General features: G+C 35.5%; 21 protein-coding genes, 3 tRNA genes and 1 pseudogene. 21 read left to right on the top strand and 4 right to left on the bottom strand.

The features are described from left to right. The 10 genes and pseudogenes from P6936_RS07455 to P6936_RS07410 form a co-directional block, all read left to right on the top strand. Positions 1–426, top strand: a pseudogene (locus tag P6936_RS07455) (hypothetical protein); the annotation flags it as partial. Between the two features lie 113 nt (positions 427–539). Further along, the gene (locus P6936_RS07450; RefSeq protein WP_276881266.1) at positions 540–980 is read left to right on the top strand and encodes a MarR family winged helix-turn-helix transcriptional regulator; all 441 of its coding nucleotides are present in this window, start codon (positions 540–542) and stop codon (positions 978–980) included. After that, positions 980–2,743: an ABC transporter ATP-binding protein gene (locus P6936_RS07445; RefSeq protein WP_276881265.1), complete on the top strand. Its 1,764-nt coding sequence runs from the start codon at positions 980–982 to the stop codon at positions 2,741–2,743. The genes P6936_RS07450 and P6936_RS07445 overlap by 1 nt, the downstream gene beginning before the upstream one ends. Beyond that, positions 2,736–4,604 (top strand): ABC transporter ATP-binding protein, encoded by a 1,869-nt coding sequence (locus tag P6936_RS07440; RefSeq protein WP_276881263.1) that lies wholly within the window; start codon positions 2,736–2,738, stop codon positions 4,602–4,604. The genes P6936_RS07445 and P6936_RS07440 overlap by 8 nt, the downstream gene beginning before the upstream one ends. Before the next feature lie 112 nt (positions 4,605–4,716). Further along, positions 4,717–4,792 (top strand) — tRNA-Phe (locus tag P6936_RS07435). A 106-nt stretch (positions 4,793–4,898) separates the two neighbouring features. Further along, a tRNA-Gly gene (locus tag P6936_RS07430) sits at positions 4,899–4,973 on the top strand. Between the two features lie 8 nt (positions 4,974–4,981). Continuing rightward, positions 4,982–5,055 (top strand) — tRNA-Cys (locus tag P6936_RS07425). Between the two features lie 39 nt (positions 5,056–5,094). Further along, complete coding sequence (locus P6936_RS07420; protein ID WP_276881261.1) at positions 5,095–5,772, top strand: DUF6873 family GME fold protein; 678 nt, start codon at positions 5,095–5,097, stop codon at positions 5,770–5,772. 89 nt (positions 5,773–5,861) lie between these two features. Further along, entirely contained in the window at positions 5,862–7,148 is a 1,287-nt protein-coding gene (gene hisS / locus P6936_RS07415; protein WP_004836918.1) for a histidine--tRNA ligase, read from the top strand. A gap of 87 nt (positions 7,149–7,235) precedes the next feature. After that, positions 7,236–7,598 carry a desulfoferrodoxin family protein gene (locus P6936_RS07410; RefSeq protein ID WP_004836919.1) on the top strand — a complete coding sequence of 121 codons (363 nt, stop codon included), beginning with the start codon at positions 7,236–7,238 and terminating at the stop codon, positions 7,596–7,598. Positions 7,599–7,709: 111 nt separating this feature from the next. Here P6936_RS07410 and P6936_RS07405 read toward each other — a convergent pair whose 3' ends face one another. Further along, positions 7,710–8,582, bottom strand: a complete 873-nt coding sequence (locus tag P6936_RS07405; RefSeq protein WP_004836920.1) for a MerR family transcriptional regulator — start codon at positions 8,580–8,582, stop codon at positions 7,710–7,712. Positions 8,583–8,713: 131 nt separating this feature from the next. Further along, complete coding sequence (locus P6936_RS07400; RefSeq protein ID WP_276881259.1) at positions 8,714–10,138, bottom strand: FAD-binding oxidoreductase; 1,425 nt, start codon at positions 10,136–10,138, stop codon at positions 8,714–8,716. 517 nt (positions 10,139–10,655) lie between these two features. Here P6936_RS07400 and P6936_RS07395 point away from each other — a divergent pair. From P6936_RS07395 to P6936_RS07365, 7 genes are all read left to right on the top strand, one after another. After that, entirely contained in the window at positions 10,656–11,792 is a 1,137-nt protein-coding gene (locus tag P6936_RS07395) for an acyl-CoA dehydrogenase (protein WP_004836922.1), read from the top strand. Positions 11,793–11,822: 30 nt separating this feature from the next. Then, positions 11,823–12,632, top strand: coding sequence for an electron transfer flavoprotein subunit beta/FixA family protein (locus P6936_RS07390; protein WP_004836923.1), 810 nt, complete (start codon positions 11,823–11,825; stop codon positions 12,630–12,632). Positions 12,633–12,641: 9 nt separating this feature from the next. After that, on the top strand, positions 12,642–13,646 hold the full coding sequence (locus P6936_RS07385) for an electron transfer flavoprotein subunit alpha/FixB family protein (protein ID WP_004836924.1): 1,005 nt from the start codon (positions 12,642–12,644) through the stop codon (positions 13,644–13,646). A 151-nt stretch (positions 13,647–13,797) separates the two neighbouring features. Further along, positions 13,798–14,577: an enoyl-CoA hydratase-related protein gene (locus P6936_RS07380; protein ID WP_004836925.1), complete on the top strand. Its 780-nt coding sequence runs from the start codon at positions 13,798–13,800 to the stop codon at positions 14,575–14,577. Positions 14,578–14,613: 36 nt separating this feature from the next. Further along, the gene (locus tag P6936_RS07375; protein WP_004836926.1) at positions 14,614–15,456 is read left to right on the top strand and encodes a 3-hydroxybutyryl-CoA dehydrogenase; all 843 of its coding nucleotides are present in this window, start codon (positions 14,614–14,616) and stop codon (positions 15,454–15,456) included. Between the two features lie 46 nt (positions 15,457–15,502). After that, a complete protein-coding gene (locus tag P6936_RS07370; RefSeq protein WP_004836927.1) occupies positions 15,503–16,684 on the top strand; it encodes an acetyl-CoA C-acetyltransferase in 1,182 nt (393 codons plus the stop codon). Between the two features lie 147 nt (positions 16,685–16,831). Continuing rightward, positions 16,832–18,175, top strand: coding sequence for an acetyl-CoA hydrolase/transferase C-terminal domain-containing protein (locus P6936_RS07365; RefSeq protein ID WP_276881258.1), 1,344 nt, complete (start codon positions 16,832–16,834; stop codon positions 18,173–18,175). A 59-nt stretch (positions 18,176–18,234) separates the two neighbouring features. Here P6936_RS07365 and P6936_RS07360 read toward each other — a convergent pair whose 3' ends face one another. Together P6936_RS07360 and P6936_RS07355 are read right to left on the bottom strand one after the other, a co-directional pair. Next, positions 18,235–18,912, bottom strand: a complete 678-nt coding sequence (locus tag P6936_RS07360) for a hypothetical protein (RefSeq protein WP_276881257.1) — start codon at positions 18,910–18,912, stop codon at positions 18,235–18,237. Further along, entirely contained in the window at positions 18,899–19,387 is a 489-nt protein-coding gene (locus P6936_RS07355) for an aminoacyl-tRNA deacylase (RefSeq protein WP_004836930.1), read from the bottom strand. Before P6936_RS07355 ends, P6936_RS07360 begins: the two co-directional genes overlap by 14 nt. Before the next feature lie 92 nt (positions 19,388–19,479). Between P6936_RS07355 and P6936_RS07350 the strand changes: the two genes are divergently transcribed. Genes P6936_RS07350 through P6936_RS07335 form a run of 4 tightly spaced genes read left to right on the top strand, consistent with a single transcriptional unit; the run spans position 19,480 to position 22,159 of the window. Further along, positions 19,480–20,229, top strand: coding sequence for a hypothetical protein (locus tag P6936_RS07350; protein WP_004836931.1), 750 nt, complete (start codon positions 19,480–19,482; stop codon positions 20,227–20,229). Between the two features lie 53 nt (positions 20,230–20,282). Further along, on the top strand, positions 20,283–20,777 hold the full coding sequence (locus tag P6936_RS07345; RefSeq protein WP_040349445.1) for a DUF1836 domain-containing protein: 495 nt from the start codon (positions 20,283–20,285) through the stop codon (positions 20,775–20,777). 8 nt (positions 20,778–20,785) lie between these two features. Then, positions 20,786–21,640: a DegV family protein gene (locus tag P6936_RS07340; RefSeq protein ID WP_004836933.1), complete on the top strand. Its 855-nt coding sequence runs from the start codon at positions 20,786–20,788 to the stop codon at positions 21,638–21,640. Positions 21,641–21,691: 51 nt separating this feature from the next. After that, entirely contained in the window at positions 21,692–22,159 is a 468-nt protein-coding gene (locus tag P6936_RS07335) for a MarR family winged helix-turn-helix transcriptional regulator (protein ID WP_004836934.1), read from the top strand. The last annotated feature ends 72 nt before the right edge of the window (positions 22,160–22,231 follow it).

The raw sequence follows: 22,231 nt of genomic DNA, 5'->3' as shown, positions 1-22,231 counted from the left end.
CCACAACCAGGTCCAGGCGGAAGCGGCGGAGAAACACCAACTCCAACACCAAAACCAGAACCAACACCTAACCCAGGTGAAAGTGGAGGACAAACACCAAATCCAGGAGTAGAAACTCCTCTTCCAAGTCCAGATGGTCATGAAAATCCATCTCGAGCTGAAGAAAAGCCTGGTCTAAAACCAGTACCAGTACCAAGACCAAATCAAGAATCAAATCCTAGTCAAGCTACTGGGGATAAAGAAGAAAAAGAAGAAGCTAAGGATGCCAATGAAGAAGGCAAAGCTAATAGCACTCCTAAGGCAAAGAATCCAACAAGGACAAATAAAAATGTCAAAACAGGTATTGAAACTAATCTAGCTTTCTATCTAAGTATGATAGGAGCAAGTGTGGCTGGTATTTTTGCAAGTAAAAAGAAAAAGAAATAATCTTTAAACCTCGAGTTAGACTCGGGGTTTTTCTTTTGCCTTTGTCCTAGCTAGGAACTTTCTTGACAAAGTCCATTTTCGGACTATAATAAGTTATTAATAAGGAGGAGTATATGGATACAAGAGTAGAGTCAATGGTTTATATTTTTTCTTTGCTTAGAAAGGCGATTGGTCTTAATAGGCAGAGGGCGAGTTTTTATGGGCTTAAAGATTTGGAAACTCTCATTTTGATTCATCTAGGGATGAGTGAGAAATTGAAGCAGAAGACGCTTTGTAATAAGTTTACTGCTCCCAAACAGACTATAAATAGTGCTATTATGAATTTGAAAGATAAGGGTTTTGTCGAGCTTGTTACTGATATGGAGGATAAGAGGGCAAAAAATCTTATTTTGACCGATAAAGGTTTAAGGAGGAGAAGCGAGATTCTCCTTCCTATTGATGAAGATAATAGGAGGATGTACGAAGATTTGGGAGCGGATAAGATAAGGGAGATTACCGAAAGCTTGGAGCTTCTGGTGGATTCTCTTGGCAAAAATTTCAATAAGGAGGATTAATGAATAGTATAATAGAATTTTACAAGTCTTTTTCCTATATCAAGAGATATATGGGAGAGTATAAGAAAAATAGAAATATTTCTAGGCTTTTTACCATACTTGAAACTATTTTAGAGCTTGCTATACCAGCTCTTATGGGTCTTAGCTTAAATGAGGCTGTCCATTGGAAAAATATATCGCTTGCTATTAAATATGGACTTTTGATGGTGGTCTTATCTCTTATAACCATGTTTTTAGGTATGGAGGCTACAAAAAATGCTGGTCTTGCCTCATCTGGGATGGGTTACAATGCAAGGGCCGCCCAGTTTGAAAATATTCAAAAGTTTTCATTTGAGGATTTGGATTATTTTGGTGTGTCTTCCTTGTTGACTAGACTTTCATCAGATACCCAGCAGATTGCTTTTTCTATGTTTGTTTCAACTAGGTTTGTCATAAAAACCATCGCTATGGCAATAGTTGCCTTTGTCTTAGCCTTTAAATCATCTGCCAAGCTATCGCTCATATTTTTGGTGGCTGTACCAATTTTGTTTGGGCTTTTGATGGGGCTTACAACTTATGCTATACCAAAATTTAGGAAGGCAAGGTTTCAGTATGACAAGCTTAACCTAGTTATTGAAGAAAACCTAAATAATATGCGTGTGATTAAGGCCTTTTTTAGAAAAAAATATGAACTAGATAAGTTTAAAGTTCAAAATGACAAGATGTTTGAGTATGCAGATGGCTCGCAAGGACCAATGTCTTATGTATTTCCCCTTGCTAATGTTATTTTATTTTTAACCTTTGTTTCCATCACTTATATGGGCGGAGTTGAGATTATAAATGGAAGGCTAGGAGTTGGAGATTTGCTTGCCTTTAATATGTATGCGACAATGCTTTTAGGAGCTTTTATAGGTATGAGCATGGTTCTTACTATGTTTATGTCAGCATCTCCTGGTATAAGTAGGGTAGTGGAAGTTATAAAGAGAGTTCCATCTATGGATAATGATCAAAAAATCGAGGGCCAAAGACTTCTTGACGGGTCAATTGATTTTGATAATGTTTCCTTTGCTTATGAAAAAGATTCTGATGTATGTCAACTTGAAAATATCAATCTCCATATTAAAAGTGGAGAATCGATTGGTATTTTAGGACCGACTGGTTCTGCAAAATCTACTCTAGTTCAGCTTATACCTAGACTTTATGATATAAGCAAGGGGACACTTAAAGTTGGTGGTCACCCAGTTAAGACCTATGACCTTAAAAGCCTTCGTGATGATGTGGCTATAGTCTTACAAAAAAATACGCTTTTTTCAGGATCTATTGCTGATAACCTAAGATGGGGAGATGATGGGGCAAGTCTCGAAGAAATAGAGCTTTTTAGTAAGATTGCCCAGGCTGATAGCTTCGTCAAAGACCGTAACGATTGCTATGAATCAGTTCTAGGTCAGGGTGGAGTTGGAGTATCAGGTGGCCAAAAACAAAGACTAACCATAGCTCGTGCTCTTTTGAAAAAACCCAAAATCCTTATTATGGACAACTCAACTTCGGCAGTTGATACAAAGACCGAGACAGCCATAATCGAAGGAATCAATAAATATAACAAGGATATGACAAAAATAATCATTTCTCAAAGAGTTTCATCCTTCAAATATGTAGATAGGATTGTAGTAATGAATGAAGGAAAGATTGAAGCAGTAGGTAGCCACGAAGAGCTTTATAAGGATAATGAAGTTTATAGGCAAACTTACGATATACAGGAAAAAGGAGGTGGGGATAATGAGTAATCAACACAAAATGAATGGTAAATCTTTCAGGAGGAAAGTGTCATTTGCATCTGTGGGTAGACTTTTATCCTATCTTTTTTTCTACAAGTGGCAGATGATTATAATAGTAGCCTGCGTCATTATTTCAGCCCTTACCCAAATTTGGGGGGTCAATATGTTAAGACCTATTATAGATAATTATATCCTAAAGGCTGATTTATCTGGTCTTAGGAAAGCTTGCCTACAAATGGGACTTATCTATGCAGTATCAGCTTTCACTTCCTTTATCTACTCAAGATTAATGGTTAGGGTTGGTGAAAAATCTATAAGAAATATAAGGGAGGAATTGTTTGATAAAATCCAAAAAATGCCTATAAATTTCTTTGATAGTAACCAACATGGTGAAATAATGTCAAGATTTACTAACGATACTGATGTTCTAAGCCAGGCTCTTGCTAATACTGTGCCAACCATAGTTAGGGCACTTATAATGCTTTTTGGTACAATTCTTGTTATGTTTAAGCTAAGCTTTAATCTTACCCTTACTATGCTTATAGGTCTTGTAGTTTTGCTACCTATCCTATCAAGGATTATTTATAAGTCATCAAAGGCCTTTAGAGAAGGTCAGGGCAATGTATCAATTCTTCATGGTTTTACTGAAGAAAGCTTGTCTGGACAAAAAGTTATTAAAGTATTTTCGAGAGAAGAAAAAACTATAGAAACTTACAAGGAAAAATCTGAAAATGTTAGGTCAGCCTTTGCGAGTGCAAACACCCATGCAGGTAGGATGATGCCATTTTTGATAAATATGGTCAACATCCTCTATGCAGCCATAACAGTTTATGGAGTCTACCTAACTATTCAAGGAGCTATGAGTGTAGGAGTTTTGGCAGCTTTTCTATCAAATATCAGACAAATTCAAAATCCCCTAGTAAATGTTAGCCAACAAGCCAATGCAGTCTTCCAGGCCATGGCAGGAGCTGATAGGATTTTTGAAATAATTGATATGCCAATTGAAAAGGATACAGGCTTCATAGACCTAGTCCATGCAGTAGAAGATACTGATGGAAGTATAAGGGAGTCTTATGAGCTTACTGGCCTTTACGCCTGGATGTGGGATGATGGCGACAAAAGGCATTACAAGATGCTTGAGGGTAGGCTTGACTTTGACAAGGTAGATTTTTCCTATGATGGCAAAAATAAAATACTAAAGAATATATCTTTTTATGCAGAGCCTGGTCAAAAAATTGCCTTTGTCGGTTCGACAGGAGCAGGTAAAACTACTATCACCAATGTTATAACTAGGTTTTATGAGATTGATGAGGGTAGGATTATGGTAGATGGGATAGATATTAGAGATATAAAAAAAGATGCCCTAAGACGAGCTTTTGGTATGGTCTTACAAGAGGTAAATCTATTTTCTGATACCATAGAGGGCAATATCAGATATGGAAGGCTTAGGGCAAGTGAAGATGATATCAAAGCTGCTTCAAGGCTTTCAGGAGCTGATTCTTTTATCAAAAGACTGCCAGAAAAATACAAGACCTTTATCCACGGGGATGGCTCATCCCTATCTGATGGACAAAACCAGCTTATATCTATTTCAAGAGCCGCCATTGCAGAGCCAGCTATGCTTATCCTTGATGAGGCGACAAGCTCAATTGATACGGCAACTGAGCTAGAAGTAACAAGAGCTATGGATAAGCTTATGACAGGGTCAACTTCTATAGTAATAGCCCACAGGCTATCGACCATCCAAAATGCAGATGTAATAATGGTAATGGAAGATGGAAGAATAATAGAAAGAGGAAGCCACGACAAACTAATAAAAGAAAAAGGCACTTACTGGCAACTCTTTACAGGACAATTAGAACTAGACTAGGGGGCAAAAGCCTCCTAGCTAGAAACTAGGCTAAAGTTTCTAACTAAGACTTAAACAAAAATTAAATTGACAAGAAAAAAAAACTATGTTATCATAATAAGGTAACGATTAAGCCCAGATAGCTCAGTCGGTAGAGCAGGGGACTGAAAATCCCCGTGTCGGTGGTTCGATTCCGCCTCTGGGCACCAAAAAAAGCCTCTCCGGCTTTAGGAGTACCCTCTACGGAGTGGAGACAGTAAAAAATATTTATAAAAAACTTTACAAATCATGAAAAAGTAATATAATAGTAAATGTGCGGATGTGGCTCAGGGGTAGAGCATCGCCTTGCCAAGGCGAGGGTCGCGAGTTCGAATCTCGTCATCCGCTCCATTATTTTTGGCGCCATAGCCAAGTGGTAAGGCAGAGGTCTGCAACACCTTTACCCTCAGTTCAAATCTGAGTGGCGCCTCCAATACGCTCTCTTCGGAGGGCTTTTTTTGTTGAGGAGTATATGTTAGTTATAAGTAATAAGGCAAGCGATACTTTAAAGGAATTTCTAGTAAATGAAGGAATCTCCTTCCTTTTAAGCAAGGATAATCCAAATCTAGACCCTAGAATTGCAGATCATCCAGATCTTTCACTATTTGTTTTGGATAGGGAAAATATTCTTGTAGCAAGCGAGGTCTATGATTATTATAGAGAAAATATCAAGGGTAAAAATCTAATAAGGGGCGAAGAAGTGGCTAGGAAATATCCTAAGGATGCCATTTACAACCTAGTAAGATTTAAAAATTTTTATATCCATAATGATTTTACGGAGGAAAATATTAAGAAATTTTTTTATGAGCATGATATAGCTCATCTTAAAGTAAAGCAGGGTTATAGCCGATGTTCTACTATTGTTCTGAATGATAGCCTCCTTACTAGCGACTATGGAATTTATAAGAGCCTTAAAGATAGGGTTAAAGTAAGGCTTCTAGAGGAAGATAAGATTCTCTTGGATGGCTTTGATAAGGGCTTTATAGGAGGGGCTTGTGGGCTTTATGATGATAAGTTGATTTTTACTGGAGATATTAGAAGCCACAGGTCTTTTTCTCTTATAAAGACGGCTTGTGAGGAGGAAGGCCTTGACATTTTGTATCCTGAAACAGACCTGGTGGATTTAGGATCTCTCTTGGATATATCATAGATTAGTAGTCTCTTTTCCAGGATAAGGCTTTTTTCTTTGAGAAAAAATCGTATAATTTATTATAGTAAAGAAATAAGAAAGAGGACAGTATGAAAATTGTAAAACCATCTACAATTGCTGGGGTAATGGAGCTTTTACCTAAGGAGCAATTAGTTTTTGATAAGATTAAAAATATTATAGAAGAATCCTACAAGAAGTATCAGTTCATGCCAATAGACACACCAGTTATAGAGAAAAACGAGATTCTCTTTGCCAAGGGTGGTGGGGAAACTGAAAAGCAAATTTATGAAATAGCTTCAGAGTCAAAGGATATGAGTCTAAGATTCGACCTAACAGTTCCCCTCGCAAGATATGTGGCAGAACACTTCCAAGATTTAAACTTCCCCTTCAAACGCTATCACATAGCCAAGGTTTACAGGGGAGAGAGGAATCAAAAGGGTAGATATAGGGAGTTTTACCAATGCGATATTGATATAATTGGCCATAATAGCTTATCCATTTACAATGATGCCCTCCTTCCTAGGGTTATCTATGATATATTCGATAAGCTTAACTTCTCCGATTTGACCTTCAAGATTAACAATAGAAAGCTTTTAAATGGATTTTTTAAGTCTTTGGGTATAGAAGATTCTACAGATGTTCTTAGGACCATAGATAAGAAGGATAAGATTGGTCTTGATAATACTTATGAAGAACTTGTTAAGTTAACAAACGAAGAAAAAGCACATACTATTATCAACTTTATAAATAATACAGCTTCTAACCAAACTCTCTTGGAAAAACTTTCTGACTTTTCTGATAATGAGCTTTTCTTGGAAGGACTTGATGAATTATCTAAGGTTTACAAATACATGATCGACCTAGATATTCCAGATAAAAATATCAAGATCGACCTAGCTATAACTAGGGGTCTTGATTATTACACATCAACAGTCTATGAAACTTTTATCAATGGCTACGAAAAAATCGGTTCAGTCTGCTCTGGTGGAAGGTATGAAGACCTAGCTAGCAATTTCTCCAAGCAAAAGCTTCCTGGAGTAGGAATGTCTATTGGCCTTACCAGACTTTTCTATCAATTCCAAGAGCTTGGCCTAATAGATGATCAAATAGAAAGCTTGACAGATAGCTTGATTATTCCAATGGATGAAGAGGCTAACGAGTATGGGATAGAAGTCTTAAAGAAATTGAGATCTAGGGGAGAGGCCGTAGATATCTACCTAGAAGACGGTAAATTTAAGAAGAAGATGACCTATGCAGATAAACTGGGAGTTAAGGAAGTTATAATCCTTGGTGCTGATGAGTTGGCAAATAAAGAAGTTTCTATCAAAAACATGCAAACAGGTGAACAAATTAAAAAATCTTTTGCCGACCTATAAAAAATTTTCAAAAAATTTGAATTTCTCTATATTTTTAAAAAAATATGGGTATAAATAATATGTAGACACAAATGGAGGTATAAAATTATGACAAAATTAACAGAAACAGTACAATCAGGAGACTGGAAAGCTGAAAAGCATGTTCCAGAACTAGAGTTTGAAAAACTCGAAGGTGGAAAAATCAAGGTTACAGCTTGCGTAGGTAAAGAAATTGCCCATCCAAACGGATTTGAGCATCATATTGCTTGGATTAAGGTATTCTTCAAAGCAGAAGATAGCAAATTCCCAGTAGAAGTTGCTTCTTATCAATTCCCAGCTCATGGTGAAGGCGAAGTATTCTCTGAACCAGTAGCTTGTGGAGTATTCAAGAGCGAAAAGAATGGTACACTTTATGTCCTAAGCTATTGTAACATTCACGGTCTTTGGGAAAACTCATTAGAAGTTAAATAATTACAGAAAATAAAGGCAGGTCTTAGGACCTGCTTTTTAAATTTAAAAAATATATTAGTGTAAATGCCTATGGGAACTACCCCTAGGATTTTAGTTTAATCCTTGCAATTATTATTTCTCTTTTATAGGGATAATAATTTTAGTAACGTGCTTGTCAGCATCATCTACATCAAGGGGTGATATAAGAAATTCTTCTGCAATGGGGCCTCGTAGTTGGTAGCCCTCTTTTTCAATCCATCCTAGCATTTGCTCATGCTTTTGGTAGATATCCTTATAATCACCTATATAATAGGAGCTAGCCGCCAAAAAATCCCCCCAGTATCTGCTGAGTCTTTTATTTAGCCTGCCTGCTTCAAGGCTAGTTACCTGCATGGCAAATTCTATATCTGTATCCTTTCCGCAAAATTGTTCAAGGGGCTTAGAATGAAAGATTACGAGGATTGAACCCATCATTTCTAGACCATTTTCCGTGCATTTTTCGTAAATATCTATCCGCCTAGAAAGGGTAATGTCTGTGTGGACATAATTTTTTATAATCTTTCTTGAGAAGACGACAGGATTTTTTTCTATGTACTCGATTTTTATTGGAAAATTATTTTTATCTAAATCCTCATCTTCTACTAACTTCATCGCCCTTTTGGCCCTATTAAACCTTTCGATGGCAATATCACATGCGACTTTTCTTGCACTTAGAATTTGAATCTGCTCGTCATATTCTTTTGATTTTTCCTCTATAAGACTTTCTAAATTTGTAAGAGACTTAACATCTAGGGTATTTTTCAGGGCTTCAATAGAAAAACCAAGATTTCTGAGTCTTCTTATAATTAATAGGGTCTTTAGACTATCTTTGGTGTAGTATCTATAACCAGTATCATCATCCCTATAATTTGGACAAAACAGGCCTATTTTATCATAATACCTGAGGGTTTCTTTTGAAATATTGCAAATTTTAGAAACTTTGCCGATAGTATAAAGCTCATCCAAGATAAAATCCTCCCCTCTACATTTTTATAAATTATACACAATATCAATCTAAAATTCAATAAATTAAAGCACAATAAAAGCTGCCATAAGGGCAGCTTCTAGATAAATCTCTTATTAATTAATTTTCTTTCTTAGTTAACTCCGATAACCTTATCTGGGTTAAGAATCATATTAGGGTCAAATACTCTCTTGATTCCTCTCATAAGATCAGTGTTTATGTCACCTTCAAAGTCTTTTAGGTATTTAAGCTTTCCAGCTCCAACTCCGTGTTCACCTGAAAGTTTTCCGCCTAGGTCATAGGCTTTCTTGTAGATAACATACATGAACTCATTAACTTCATCTTTGAATTGGTCAAGTTTGTCAGCTTCATTAGAAAGGGTATAGATGTGTAGGTTTCCATCACCAGCGTGACCAAAACTTTGAACATCAAACATATAGCCTTCTGCTTCTTTATTTACAAATTCAACATACTCTGGGATTTTTGTAATTGGAACTACAACGTCACATTCATCGAGAAGCTCATATTGAGATTCAATAGCTTCAAGGAAGGAACTTCTAGCAGCCCATGCTTCTTTAAGTTGAGCTGGGGTATCAGCAACTAAAACGTCGATTGCTCCATTTTCTGTAAGAACTTCGGCAGCTCTTTCCATTAATTCGTAAATTTCTTCCTCATCATCACCATCAAATGTGACTAATAGGTAAGCATTAGCATCTGTACCTTCTATATTTTTAGGGAAAGTTTCCTTGCCGATATATTTTTCAGAAGCAAGAACTATTTTTCTTTCCATAAATTCAATAGCTTGTGGATGTAGATTAGCTTGGAAAATCTTTGGAACAGTACCAATACAATCATTTAAGTTTTCAAAAGGAACTATTAGGGAAATAGTTGTCTTTGGTGCTGGAACAATCTTTAAGGTTAGCTCAGTGATTATACCTAGAGTACCCTCAGAACCAATCATCAAATCCTTTAGAGAATAACCTGTTGATGATTTAGAAATAACTGCACCGAAATCTGTAACCTCACCTGTAGGAAGAACAACTTTCATGCCTCTAACATAATCTCTAGTAGTACCATACTTAACAGCACGCATACCACCAGCATTAGTAGCAACGTTACCACCAAGAGTTGCGAACTTTTCACCTGGATCAGGTGGGTACATATAACCCTTTGATAGACAATCCTCTGCCAAATCATGAAGAAGAACACCAGGTTCAACTCTTACAACCATGTTATCAAGATCATAATCAAGAATCTTATTCATAGTTCGCATATTAATCATTACCCCTTGTTTAATAGCAACACCAGCACCTGTAAGGCCAGTACCAGCTCCCCTTGCTATAACAGGAATCTTGTTTTCGTTACAAATCTTCATGATTGCTGCTACATCTTCAGTAGATTGAGCATCAATTAAACAATCTGGGTAACCTTCACCATAGATAGGCATCTCATCATGGAAAAAGTCTTCGTTTACTTCATCGCCTACATAAAGCTTGCCAGAAACGGCATCTCTAAGTTGAGCAATAATGTCTTCTGATATTGCGTTATAATTATTCATTTAAACCTCCTAGAAATATCATGTATCAAATATCATTGACCAATCATGACTAGATTATATCACAAGTTTTTCTTTTTGTAAAAATGTTTTCAAAAAAATTTTCCAAAAAAAACGCCCGACAAATATTGAAATACAAACCTTATACCGCTACAATGTTTTTCGCTGGGAAAACACTATAATAATTATGATAAAGATTTGACATAATTGTTTTTTGTGATATCATGATTAGGAAAGCGTTAGCTATATAAAACTATAAAAATATTCTGCTTTATAGAATAATTATTCCAAATTAATTAATAAACTACTTGTTTATGTAGAAGAATAGGGGAATTATTTATATATATAAAGAAATGAGCTCTTTATAGTTATGGATTTACAAGGTTTGGATTAAATTCTTGTAAAATTTTAAAATATAGCTTGACATTTGCGGCATAGATTGTTAATATAATAACATAAGAGTTAGTCTAGATTATACCGATTCTGGTGTATGACTAAGTAAATTTTATAAGGAGAGATTATGTATAAGTTAACAGATGAACAATTAGAAATGAGAACTATGTTTAGAGACTTCGCACAAAAAGAAGTTGCTCCATTAGCTATTGAGGTTGATGAAAAACACATGTTCCCAGAAGAAAACGTTGCTAAGATGCAAGAGCTAGGATTTTTCGGAATACCTTTTGCAGAAGAATACGGCGGAATCGGACTTGATACACTTACATATGTTCTAGCAGTAGAAGAGCTTTCTAAGGCTTGTGCAACTACAGGTGTTATCGTTTCAGCTCATACATCACTTTGTGCTGATTGTATTAACAAATTTGGTACTGAAGAACAAAAACAAAAATACTTAGTTCCACTTGCTTCAGGTGAAAAACTTGGTGCTTTTGCCCTAACAGAACCAGATGCTGGTACTGACGCTTCAGGACAAAAAACTGTTGCTAAGCTTGATGGAGATCACTATGTACTTAACGGAACAAAGATTTTCATAACAAATGCTGGTTACGCTGATACTTATGTAGTATTTGCTATGACTGACAAAGAACAAGGTACTAGAGGAATTTCTGCTTTCATCGTAGAAAAAGGCATGGAAGGCTTCGACTTTGGTACAACAGAAGATAAAATGGGTATCAAGGGTTCATCTACTATGGAATTAATCTTTAGAGATTGCAAAGTTCCAAAAGAAAACCTACTTGGTGAAGAAGGAAAAGGCTTTAAATATGCTATGCAAACACTCGATGGTGGTAGAATTGGTATAGCTGCTCAAGCTTTGGGTATTGCTGAAGGTGCTCTTGATAAGGCAATTAAATATGTTAAAGAAAGAAACCAATTTGGTAGACCTCTTGCTAAATTCCAAAACACACAATTCAAACTTGCTGAAATGGCAATTGATATAGAATCTGCTCGTCACCTAGTTTATAAAGCTGCATGGTTAAAAGATAACAAAGAAAGCTACACAGTAGCTGCAGCAGAAGCTAAACTAAAAGCAGCAAGAGTAGCAATGGATGTTACTACAAAGGCTGTTCAATTATTTGGTGGTTACGGCTATATCAGAGAATATGAAGTAGAAAGAATGATGAGAGATGCAAAAATTACAGAAATTTATGAAGGTACTTCAGAAGTTATGTTAATGGTTGTATCTGGTGCATTATTAAAATAGTTAATCGTTGCTTGAAAAAAAGGGGGATATATGAATATTTTCGTATGTGCGAAACAAGTTCCAGACACTAATGAGATCAAGATTGATCCTATTACAAATACACTTATTAGAAAGGGTGTTCCAAGTATTTTAAATACTTACGATTCTTTTGCCCTAGAGCAAGCTTTAAGATTAAAGGATAATGATCCTTCAATTAATATCGTAGTTATTTCTATGGGACCACCACAAGCTGAAGATATGCTTAGAGATTGTATAGCAGTTGGTGCTGACAAGGCTTATCTTGTAACAGATAGAAAATTCGGTGGATCAGATACACTTGCAACAAGCTACATCCTAGCTAATGCTATTAAAGCTGTAGCTGAAAAAGAAGGACAACCTGACTTAGTATTCTGTGGTCTTCAAGCTATTGATGGAGATACAGCTCAAGTAGGACCAGAACTTGCTGAACACTTAGGATTACCACAAGTAACACGTTCTTATACAGCAGAACTTAACGATGAAGGAATCAAAGTTTTACAAGAAGTAGAAGGCGGTTCTCAAAATGTACAATGTGTACTTCCAGCCCTTATAACATTTACAAAATTTGGTGCTGAAGAACTTAGATATCCAAAGATTAAAAACAAACTAAAAGCTAAGAAAGCTGAGATTGGTCAAATTACATTTGATGATCTAGAAGCTACAATAGATAAGACAAAGATTGGTCTTAAAGGTTCTCCAACTAGAGTAGTTAAATCTTATGCTCCAGACAGAACTAAGATTGCAGTTATGTTTGAAGACATGGAAGCAGATGAATTAGCAAGCAAATTGATGGAAGCTCTAGTAGATAAAAAGCTTATTTAAGGGGGAAGTATGACAGATTGTAAAAACCTTTGGGTACTTGTAGAAACTAATGAAGAAGGAAAAGCTGTTAGCGTTGGACTAGAATTACTAAGCCCAGGCAGAAAAATGGCTGATGTTCTACAACAAAAATTATATGCAGTTATCATTGGCGAAAATGTAGCTAATGCAAAAGAAGAAGTTAAAGCTCATGGCGTTGATGGTATCATCACCGTTGAAGGCGAAGAATATAAACAATACAACACAGATATTTATGCAAATGCAGTTTGCAAACTTGTTGAAAAATACAATCCAAATGTAATCCTAATTGGTGCTACAAATGTTGGTAGAGATTTAGGACCAAGAATTTCTTCAAGACTTGGAACAGGACTTACTGCAGACTGTACAGAACTTGACGTAGACTTTGAAACAGGAAATGTTAAATGGACAAGACCTGCTTTCGGTGGTAACTTAATGGCACAAATCCTATGTCCAGATTCAAGACCACAAATGGGTACAGTTCGTCCAGGCGTATTCTCTAAAGATGAATGTGGCGCTAAAGATGAAATAGAAGAAATTTCTGAAGATATAAAATATGACGGCGAAGTAAGAACAAGAATCCTAGACTTTATCGCAAGAGATGAAGGAGAAGACGTAGATTTAGCAGGTGCTGAATATATCGTATCTGGTGGACGTGGACTTGGTGATGCTGCAAGCTTTAAAGTTATTGAAGACTTAGCAAATGCACTAGACGGAACTGTAGGTTCTTCACGTGCAGCTGTAGATGCTGGTTGGATTTCTCACTCTCACCAAGTTGGACAATCAGGTAAAACAGTTGGACCAAAAGTTTATATAGCTGTAGGTATTTCTGGAGCTATCCAACACTTGGCTGGTATTACATCAAGTGATACAATTATCGCCATCAACAAGGATCCAGATGCGCCAATATTTGAAGTTGCTGACTACGGTATAGTAGGGGACCTATTTGAAGTAGTTCCAAAATTAACTCAACTTATAAATGAAAGAAAAGGTAAATAGTTAGATTTACCATGTAAAGAAGCTGCTTAGAATTTGATAGTTTAAAAATAGACAACATCACATTATAAGCAGCTAATTTCTAAAGATTATTGACAAAAAAATATCATAAATATAATATGTATTAGCTATTTATTGCTAAATAGGAGGCATTATGGAATACAATACAATTAAGTACGAAGTTAATGGCTATGTTGGAAAACTTACAATCAACAGACCAAAGGCACTAAATGCTCTAAATTCAGAAGTTCTTAGCGAACTAAATAGAGCTTTGTGTGAGATTAAGGAAAACAAAGACCTTAGAGTATTAATAGTTACAGGCGAAGGCAGAAGCTTTGTAGCAGGAGCAGACATCAAAGAAATGTCAACCCTTTCTCCACTTGAAGGAAAAGCTTTTGGTAAGAAGGGACTTGCTGTATTTAGAAGATTAGAAAGCTTAGAAATCCCAACTATAGCTGCTGTTAACGGTTTCGCACTCGGTGGTGGATGCGAGCTTGCTATGAGCTGTGATTTTAGAATCGCAAGTGATAAGGCACTTTTCGGTCAACCAGAAACTGGCCTTGGAATTCTTCCAGGCTTCGGTGGAACTCAAAGACTTCAAAGACTTGTTGGTCAAGGCTATGCTAAATATCTAATTTATACTAGCACAAATATTAAGGCTGAAAAAGCTTTAGAAATCGGTCTAGTTCAAGAAGTAGTTCCTGCTGATCAATTAGAAGAAAGAGTTAATGAACTTGCAAATAAGGTTGCAAATAACGCACCAGTTGCAGTTAGACTAGCTAAAGAAGCTATCAATGTTGGTGGTCAAGTTGATATTGATTCAGCTATCAAAGTAGAAGAAAACTTATTTGGTCTATCATTTGCAACAGAAGATCAAAAAGAAGGCATGAAAGCATTCTTAAATAAAGAAAAAGCAGAGTTCAAAAATAAATAATCGCTTAATAAATAATTAATAATAAAAGGAGATATTATGAAAATTGGAGTAATCGGATCAGGTATAATGGGTGGCGGAATTGTTGAAGTAGCTGCAAAATTCCACGAAGTAGTAGTAAGAGATATCAAGGATGAATTCTTAGAAAAAGCAAAAGCAAGAATCGAAAAAGATTATGCTAAACAAGTTTCTAAAGAAAGAATGACAGAAGATGAAAAGAACAAAGCGATAGCTAACATTTCCTACACAACTGAAGTTAAAGATTTAGCTGACTGTGATGTAGTAATCGAAGCTGCTACAGAAAATCCAAAACTTAAAAAAGAAATATTTAAAGAACTAGACGCAGTAGTTAAAGAAGGTGCAATCCTTGCATCTAACACATCTTCTCTATCTATTACAGATATAGCTGCAAGCACAAAGAGAGCAGAAAATGTAATTGGTATGCACTTCTTCAATCCAGTACCAGTTATGAAACTTGTAGAAGTAATTAGAGGATTACACACAAGTGATGAAACCAACAACACTATCATAGAACTCGCTAAAGAATTTGGTAAAGACCCAATAGAAGTAAAAGAAGGTCCAGGATTTGTAGTAAATAGACTTCTTATCCCAATGATTAACGAAGGAATCGGAGTTTTAGCAGATGGACTTGCAAGCGTTGAAGATATCGACAAGGGAATGAAACTTGGTGCAAACCACCCAATGGGACCTCTTGCTTTAGGAGATCTTATAGGTCTTGATACTTGTCTTGCAATAATGGAAGTTCTTTATACAGAATTTGGCGATAGCAAATATAGACCAAGTCCATTACTAAAACAAATGGTAAGAGCAGGAGACCTCGGAAGAAAAACTGGTAAAGGTTTCTACGATTACAGCAAATAAATTTTAAATAGTTTTTAAAGATTAAAGAGAATATTAAGGAGATATTATGACAAGAAAAGTAGTTATAGCAAGTGCAGCAAGAACACCAGTAGGTGCTTATGGTGGAGCATTTAAAACAGTAACAGCTAGAGAATTAGGAGCAGTTGCAGCTAAAGCAGCTATCGAAAGAGCTGGAATTAAACCAGAAGATATTGATGAATCAATCCTTGGTTGCGTTCTTCAAGCAGGAAATGGACAAAATATAGCAAGACAAATAGCCCTAGATGCAGGTATTCCAATAGAAAAACCAGCAATGACCCTAAACATAGTTTGTGGTTCAGGCCTTAGATCAGTATCACTTGCAGCACAAATGATTATAGCAGGTGACTGTGATGTAGTTCTTGCAGGTGGTACAGAATCAATGTCTAACGCTCCATACCTATTAACAGATGAAAGATGGGGAGCTAGAATGGGAGATAAAAAAGTTGTCGATGAAATGATCAAAGACGGACTTTGGGATGCTTTCAACAACTATCACATGGGAGTCACTGCAGAAAATATAGCTGAAAAATTCGGTCTAACAAGACAAGAACAAGACGAACTTGCTGCAGGAAGCCAACAAAAAGCAGCAAAAGCTAGAGCAGAAGGAAGATTCAAAGACGAAATCGTTCCAGTAGAAGTTAAAGGTAGAAAAGGCAAAGTAACAGTTGTTGATACTGATGAATATATCAAAGAAGGTGTTACAACTGAAAGCATTTCAGGACTAAAACCAGCCTTCATCAAAGACGGTACAGTTACAGCAGCTAACGCATCAGGTATCAATGATGGTGCAGCTTGTCTTGTAGTAATGAGCGAAGAAAAAGCTAAAGAACTTGGCGTTAAACCACTTGCTACAATCGTAAGCTACGCAACAGAAGGTGTTGATCCAAAAATTATGGGTACAGGCCCAATCCCAACAGTAAGAAAAGCTCTAGAAAAAGCTAACTTAACTCTTGAAGATATCGACCTTATCGAAGCTAATGAAGCATTCGCAGCTCAAGCTTTATCAGTAATCAAAGAACTTGGACTAAATACTGACATAGTAAACGTAAATGGTGGAGCTATTGCAATAGGTCACCCAGTTGGAGCAAGCGGAGCTAGAATCCTTACAACACTTCTATACGAAATGCAAAAGAGAGACTCTAAGAAGGGTATCGCTACACTTTGTATAGGTGGTGGAATGGGAACAGCTGTAATAGTTGAAAGATAATTGAATATTATTAAGGGGTGTAGGTCTACACCCTTTTATTTTACTAGAAAACTAAAATTTCATTATAAATATTATCGTTAAAGAATAGTTTGCGAAAATTTGGGTATAATATATACTGAAAACGATTTAATAAATAAGGGGATAGAAATGGATTTTAACAAATTATATCAAGATAAATTAATAACAGCAAAAGAAGCTGCGGCGCTTGTTAAGGATGGCGACTGGGTAGAAATGGGTTGGGGAGCCCTAGTTCCAGTAGATTTCGATAAGGCTTTGGCAAGTAGAGTGGATGAACTTAAAGATGTAAAAATTAGATCAGGTGTTGTACCTTACAACCCATATGTTGGCCAAGCTGACAACACTGGCGAGCACTTTATCTATCATTCATGGCACTCAACTGGCCCTGAAAGAAATTTGATTAATAATAATAAATATGGGGCTTATTTCATTCCTATCAAATACTCAGAAGTGGAAAGATATATAGCAGAAAATGCTCCAAGAGCAGCAGTATCAGTTATCCAAGTTTCTCCAATGGATAAGCACGGTAACTTCAACTTTGGTCTTTCAGCATCCCATGCTATGACTTCTTTTGAAAACTCTGATAAGGTAGTTCTTGAGATTAACAAAAATGTACCAGTTGGTCTAGGTGGATTTAGAAACTACATCAACATCAAAGATGTAGACTATGTTTACGAATCAACTAACTACGATATGTTAACCCTACCTGCTGCAAAATTTGGTGAAGAAGAAATCAAGGTTGCAAAATACGTAGTTGATAATCTAAGGGATGGTGATACTATCCAATTAGGTATAGGTGGACTACCAAATGCCATAGGAAGCCAAATAGCAAAATCTGACCTAAAAGATTTAGGAGTTCACTCAGAAATGTATGTTGATAGCTTCATGGAAATGGCTAAGGCAGGAAGAATTACAGGTAAGAAAAAAGATATCAATCAAGGTAGACAAGTTTATGCTTTCGCAGTGGGAAGCCAAGAAATGTATGATTACATAGATGGTAACGAAGAATTGATGGCTTGCCCTGTATCATATGTAAACGATATTGATGTTATAGCTGCTCACAACAACTATGTATCAATAAATACAGTCCTAGAAGTCGACCTTTGGGGACAAATATCTGCCGAATCCGCAGGCCCAAGACATATTTCTGGAGCAGGTGGAGCACTAGACTTTGTCTTAGGTGCCTATAGATCTAAGGGCGGTAGATCATTTATTACTCTCAAATCTTCAAGAGTAAACAAAGAAGGAAAGAGAATTTCAAACATAGTTCCAACATTCAAACCAGGTACCCAAGCAACAGCAGTAAGAAGCAACACCCACTATATTGCAACTGAACAAGGGATAGTAAACTTCAAGGGCTTAACAACCTGGCAAGCAGCAGAAGCTCTAATAAGCCTAGCTCATCCAGACAATAGAGATGAACTAATCAAAGAAGCAGAAAAATTAGGCATCTGGAGAAAATCAAATAAGTAAAAAAGTAGCCTCGCTATTGCGAGGCTTTTAAAATATCCTTTATTGACTTATAAGCTTTTTTAAAAATCAGCTCTTTTTAGGGAGTTTATCCTTTGGTAAATCGGCCCTAGGAATAATTCTCCTTCTTTTTCTTCCATCAAATTTTCACAAAAAGTCATCATCCAAACTAGGACATATTTGGATAGGTAGAAGGCTTGGATACCATTAGCAAGTATTGACCTTCTGCCATTTATGACTATATCATTTCTAATTTCATTAAAATAATCTAGCAAGGCATCTCTACTTTTATCATCAACTATCAAATGCTCTATTAAATAAGCAAGAGCCAGGATATATTTGTCTAGCAAGGGATTTAGGGAAAATTCTATTTCTTGATTCTTATTTAGGTAAATATCCTCTTTGTTTTCTGCATTTTTATAAAAAGACCTGTAGTCATTTTCAGAAAAAGGAAAAAATTCGGGATAAAGGCCATAAGGGAAGTTAGAATGTTCTAAATTTTTTTTGAAAAATCCAAGTTCTTCCTCGGAAGAATCAAAAGAAGCTAGAAATATTGGTGAAAGTATGACTAGAAGCTTCAGTCTTTTGTTTTCATCATCATCCTTTATGATAAACTTAACTTCTTTAAGACACTCCCCCGAAAGCTCGTTTTCGCTTTTAGTTAATCTTTCTTCCAATTCTCCTGTAGTTTGATATTTAATTTCAACTTTTTTGTTAACGAGGACTTTAATCAATTTCATTTATAATATCGCCGTAGGCTCCCTTAGTAGCTCTTAGGAAATCATCAGGTTTAAGCCTTAGGCCATGGCCGATTTTTCCAGCTGATACTTTTATAATATCATGGTCTTTTGCCCTTATATCTAGAAAAACTGGATAATCTTTTTTCATAGCAAGGGCTGTAGTTGCACCTCTTTCGTAGCCTATAGTTTTTTTCAAATCCTTTAGGTGGAGCATACTCAAGCTTTTAACCTTGCATACTTTGCTGGCTTTTTTGAAATCAATAGTAGAAGCCGCTGGAACTACAAGGATAAAAACTTCTCCATCCTTACTAAGGGTTGCTAGAGTTTTATAGATTATATCAACATCCTCGTGAGTTTTCTCTGCAATATCAACTGCTGATGTAAATTCTCCATCTAAATCATAATCTACATGCTCATATTCAATATTTAAGTTATCCAAAATTCTCATTGCATTAGTTTTTATTTCTTTTTTCATACTACCTTCTTTCAATCATTCAATTTTATTATACGATAAATTATAATTTAACAAGAATGGGTATATAATAATTAGTAATAAGGGAGTCCTATATGAATGAAGAGATAATAGTAACTTATGTAGCAGAAAATTGCTATAGTCTAGAAATCGGAGACTATTTTTTAGTTTTCGATTATTATAATGGAATATTAAACATTCCGGATGATAAGAAGCTAGTTTTTTTTGCTACAAGTAAGAAAAAGGGCCACTATAGCCCAGAGATATTAAAACTATTTGATATGAACAATGTCAAATACCTGCTAGCAACAGATATAGCCTATGATAGTAGTGATGGAAAGGTTATATATCTAAAAAACAAGGAGCTTTCCATAGAAAGGCTAAAGGAATTATACAAGAAAAAGAATGTTACTTTTATAAAAGAATACAAAAATATAAAAGTAGCTAAGGACTTGGATGTATTTTCCTATGGGGAAAGTGATACAGGTCTAAGTCTTGTTATTAGGATTTATGACTTTCTAATATTCTATACTGGGGATAGTTTCTTTACTGAAGGGCAAAGGAGCTTAGAGGAAGTAAACAACTATCTATTTGATATTTATGAAGACTTTCTGGATGTAGATCTCTCATTTTTTCCTATAAAAACAGATTGGGGAGAAAAAATTTACGAGAGGGCTAGGGCCTTTACAGAAGTTTTAGATCCGCAAATACTTTTTCCCCTAAATGTTGGTGATGAGCTTGAAGACACTAGGGATTTTAAGAATTATCTAGGAAATTATGATACAGATGTTCGTTTTTTGATAGAGGATAATCAAGCCTTTGTGATAGATATGGATGAAGAATAAACATCTAGTAATTGAAACTAGATGGTGGTATAATTAAAAATGTTAAGGTGTTTATGGACGAAATTGAAAAAATAAAAAAAATAAACTTACCAAGCTGGGACGAGATTCCAAATGCTGGTTTATATATGACGGAAGTCATAAACTTTATTGAGAAAACTATCAAAGACCTCTTTATAGGGGAAGATAATCCTATATCTCCTGCTATGATTAATAATTACGTCAAACTATCTTACATAAAGGAACCTATTAACAAGAAGTATTATAGGGAACATATTGGACAGATTATCGTTATATTCGTCTACAAGCAAGTTCTTTCTATTGATTATATAGCCAAGGCTGTTAAGATAGAAGTTGAGTATTTTGAGGTTAAGGAAGTTTATGATGATTTTGTTGAGATTTTTTCTAGGTGTCGAGATTTCCTTTTTAAAGATAAAGATAGAACCCTCATCGATTTAAAATTTAAGGATAAACATGAAAAGGGGATGTATTTTTTAACTATTTCCTTGTTGAGTAATTTGTACACTAGAATAAGATTAGAAAAGCGATAGGAGAAATTATGGAAAAGATAGCAATAATGGTAGATTCAGCGGCGGACATTTCCCCATCTTTGGCGGAAGAAAAGGGCATATATTATATGCCTTTATATGTTAATATAAAGGATAAATTTTTAAAAGATAGGATAGATATAAGCCCAGAAGAATTCTATGCTTACATAAAAAGCGAAAATTATTTGCCAAAAACTAGTCTTCCAGCACCAGGGGATATAATGGCCTTGGTTGAAAAAATCAAGGATGATGGTTACGATAAGCTAATTATCATTTGTTTAGGAAGTAAGTTTTCTGGTACTTTTAATTTATGCGATATGCTAGAAGCAGAAGGCATAGAAACTTTTGCCTTTGATAGTAAAAACTTAACCCTAGCTGAGGGTATGCTTGCTCTTCATGCGAAAAAATTAGTGGATGAGGGTAAAAGTTTTGAAGAAATAAAGCTTTCTTTGGAGAAATTACGTGATAACGCTAGGGTGTTTTTCACCTTAGAAACTTTCAAATATATAATCGAAGGTGGTAGAGTTCCAAAGACTTTTGGTAAGATTTCAGATGCCTTATCTGTTAAACCAATCATAAGCGTTAGTCCAGAAAATGCCAAATTTAATCTGTTAAAGATTGTAAGGGGTGAGAAAAAAGTTTTTAAACAATTTTATAATATAGCCAAGGAAAACTTGGAAGGCGCCAAGGAATACTATTTCTTTATAGCTCATGGGGATAGCTTCGATATGGCGATGAAGCTTGAAGAGGTCTTAAAGGAGTTTATTGATGGTGCAAGTCTTTTCATAAAAGACCAAATTTCACCAACTCTCGGCGCAAATACAGGTCCTGGCTTACTCGGTTTTGGATTTTTGAAATTAGAATAATATGGAGAAAATTTCTCTGATGCATTAATATGACTTATTGAGGAGAGCTAAATGTTTAAGTCAAATAAAGATAATATTTTGGAAGAAATTGTAAAGAAAACGAAACTATACTTTTATAGATCGATATTTAAAAACTACGAAGGTCATAAATTTTCACTTACAATAGATGAGGGAATGATTTTAGAGATTATAGAATACTTGGATAAGCCAACTATAAATGACTTGGTAAACTTTCTTTGTATATCTCAACCCAATGTATCATATAAGATAAATATCTTGCAGAAAAAAGGCTATGTAGCAAAGACAAGGTCTGATACAGATGGAAGGCAAACCCATGTCAACCTAACAGATAAGTATTTCGTATATAGAGATAGAAAAAACAAGTTTACAGATAAGGTATTAAAGAGCGTAAGGGCAGATCTTACTAAAAAAGAAAGAGAGTACTTACACAAGAATCTCGACCTTATAAATGATCATTTGACTAAGGAGCTTAGAGATTTTTTGGTAAGTGATGATTGAGAATAATTTATAGTTGACAAAGCTTGGGAGTTGTGGTATTATCTATGACATAGACAACGAAGAAGTACCCAA

Origin of the sequence: Anaerococcus tetradius (assembly GCF_947087635.1) — a bacterium.
GTDB lineage: Bacteria > Bacillota > Clostridia > Tissierellales > Peptoniphilaceae > Anaerococcus > Anaerococcus tetradius.
The sequence above is the reverse complement of the archived record's forward strand: the minus strand, read 5'-3'. Positions and strand labels throughout refer to the sequence as shown.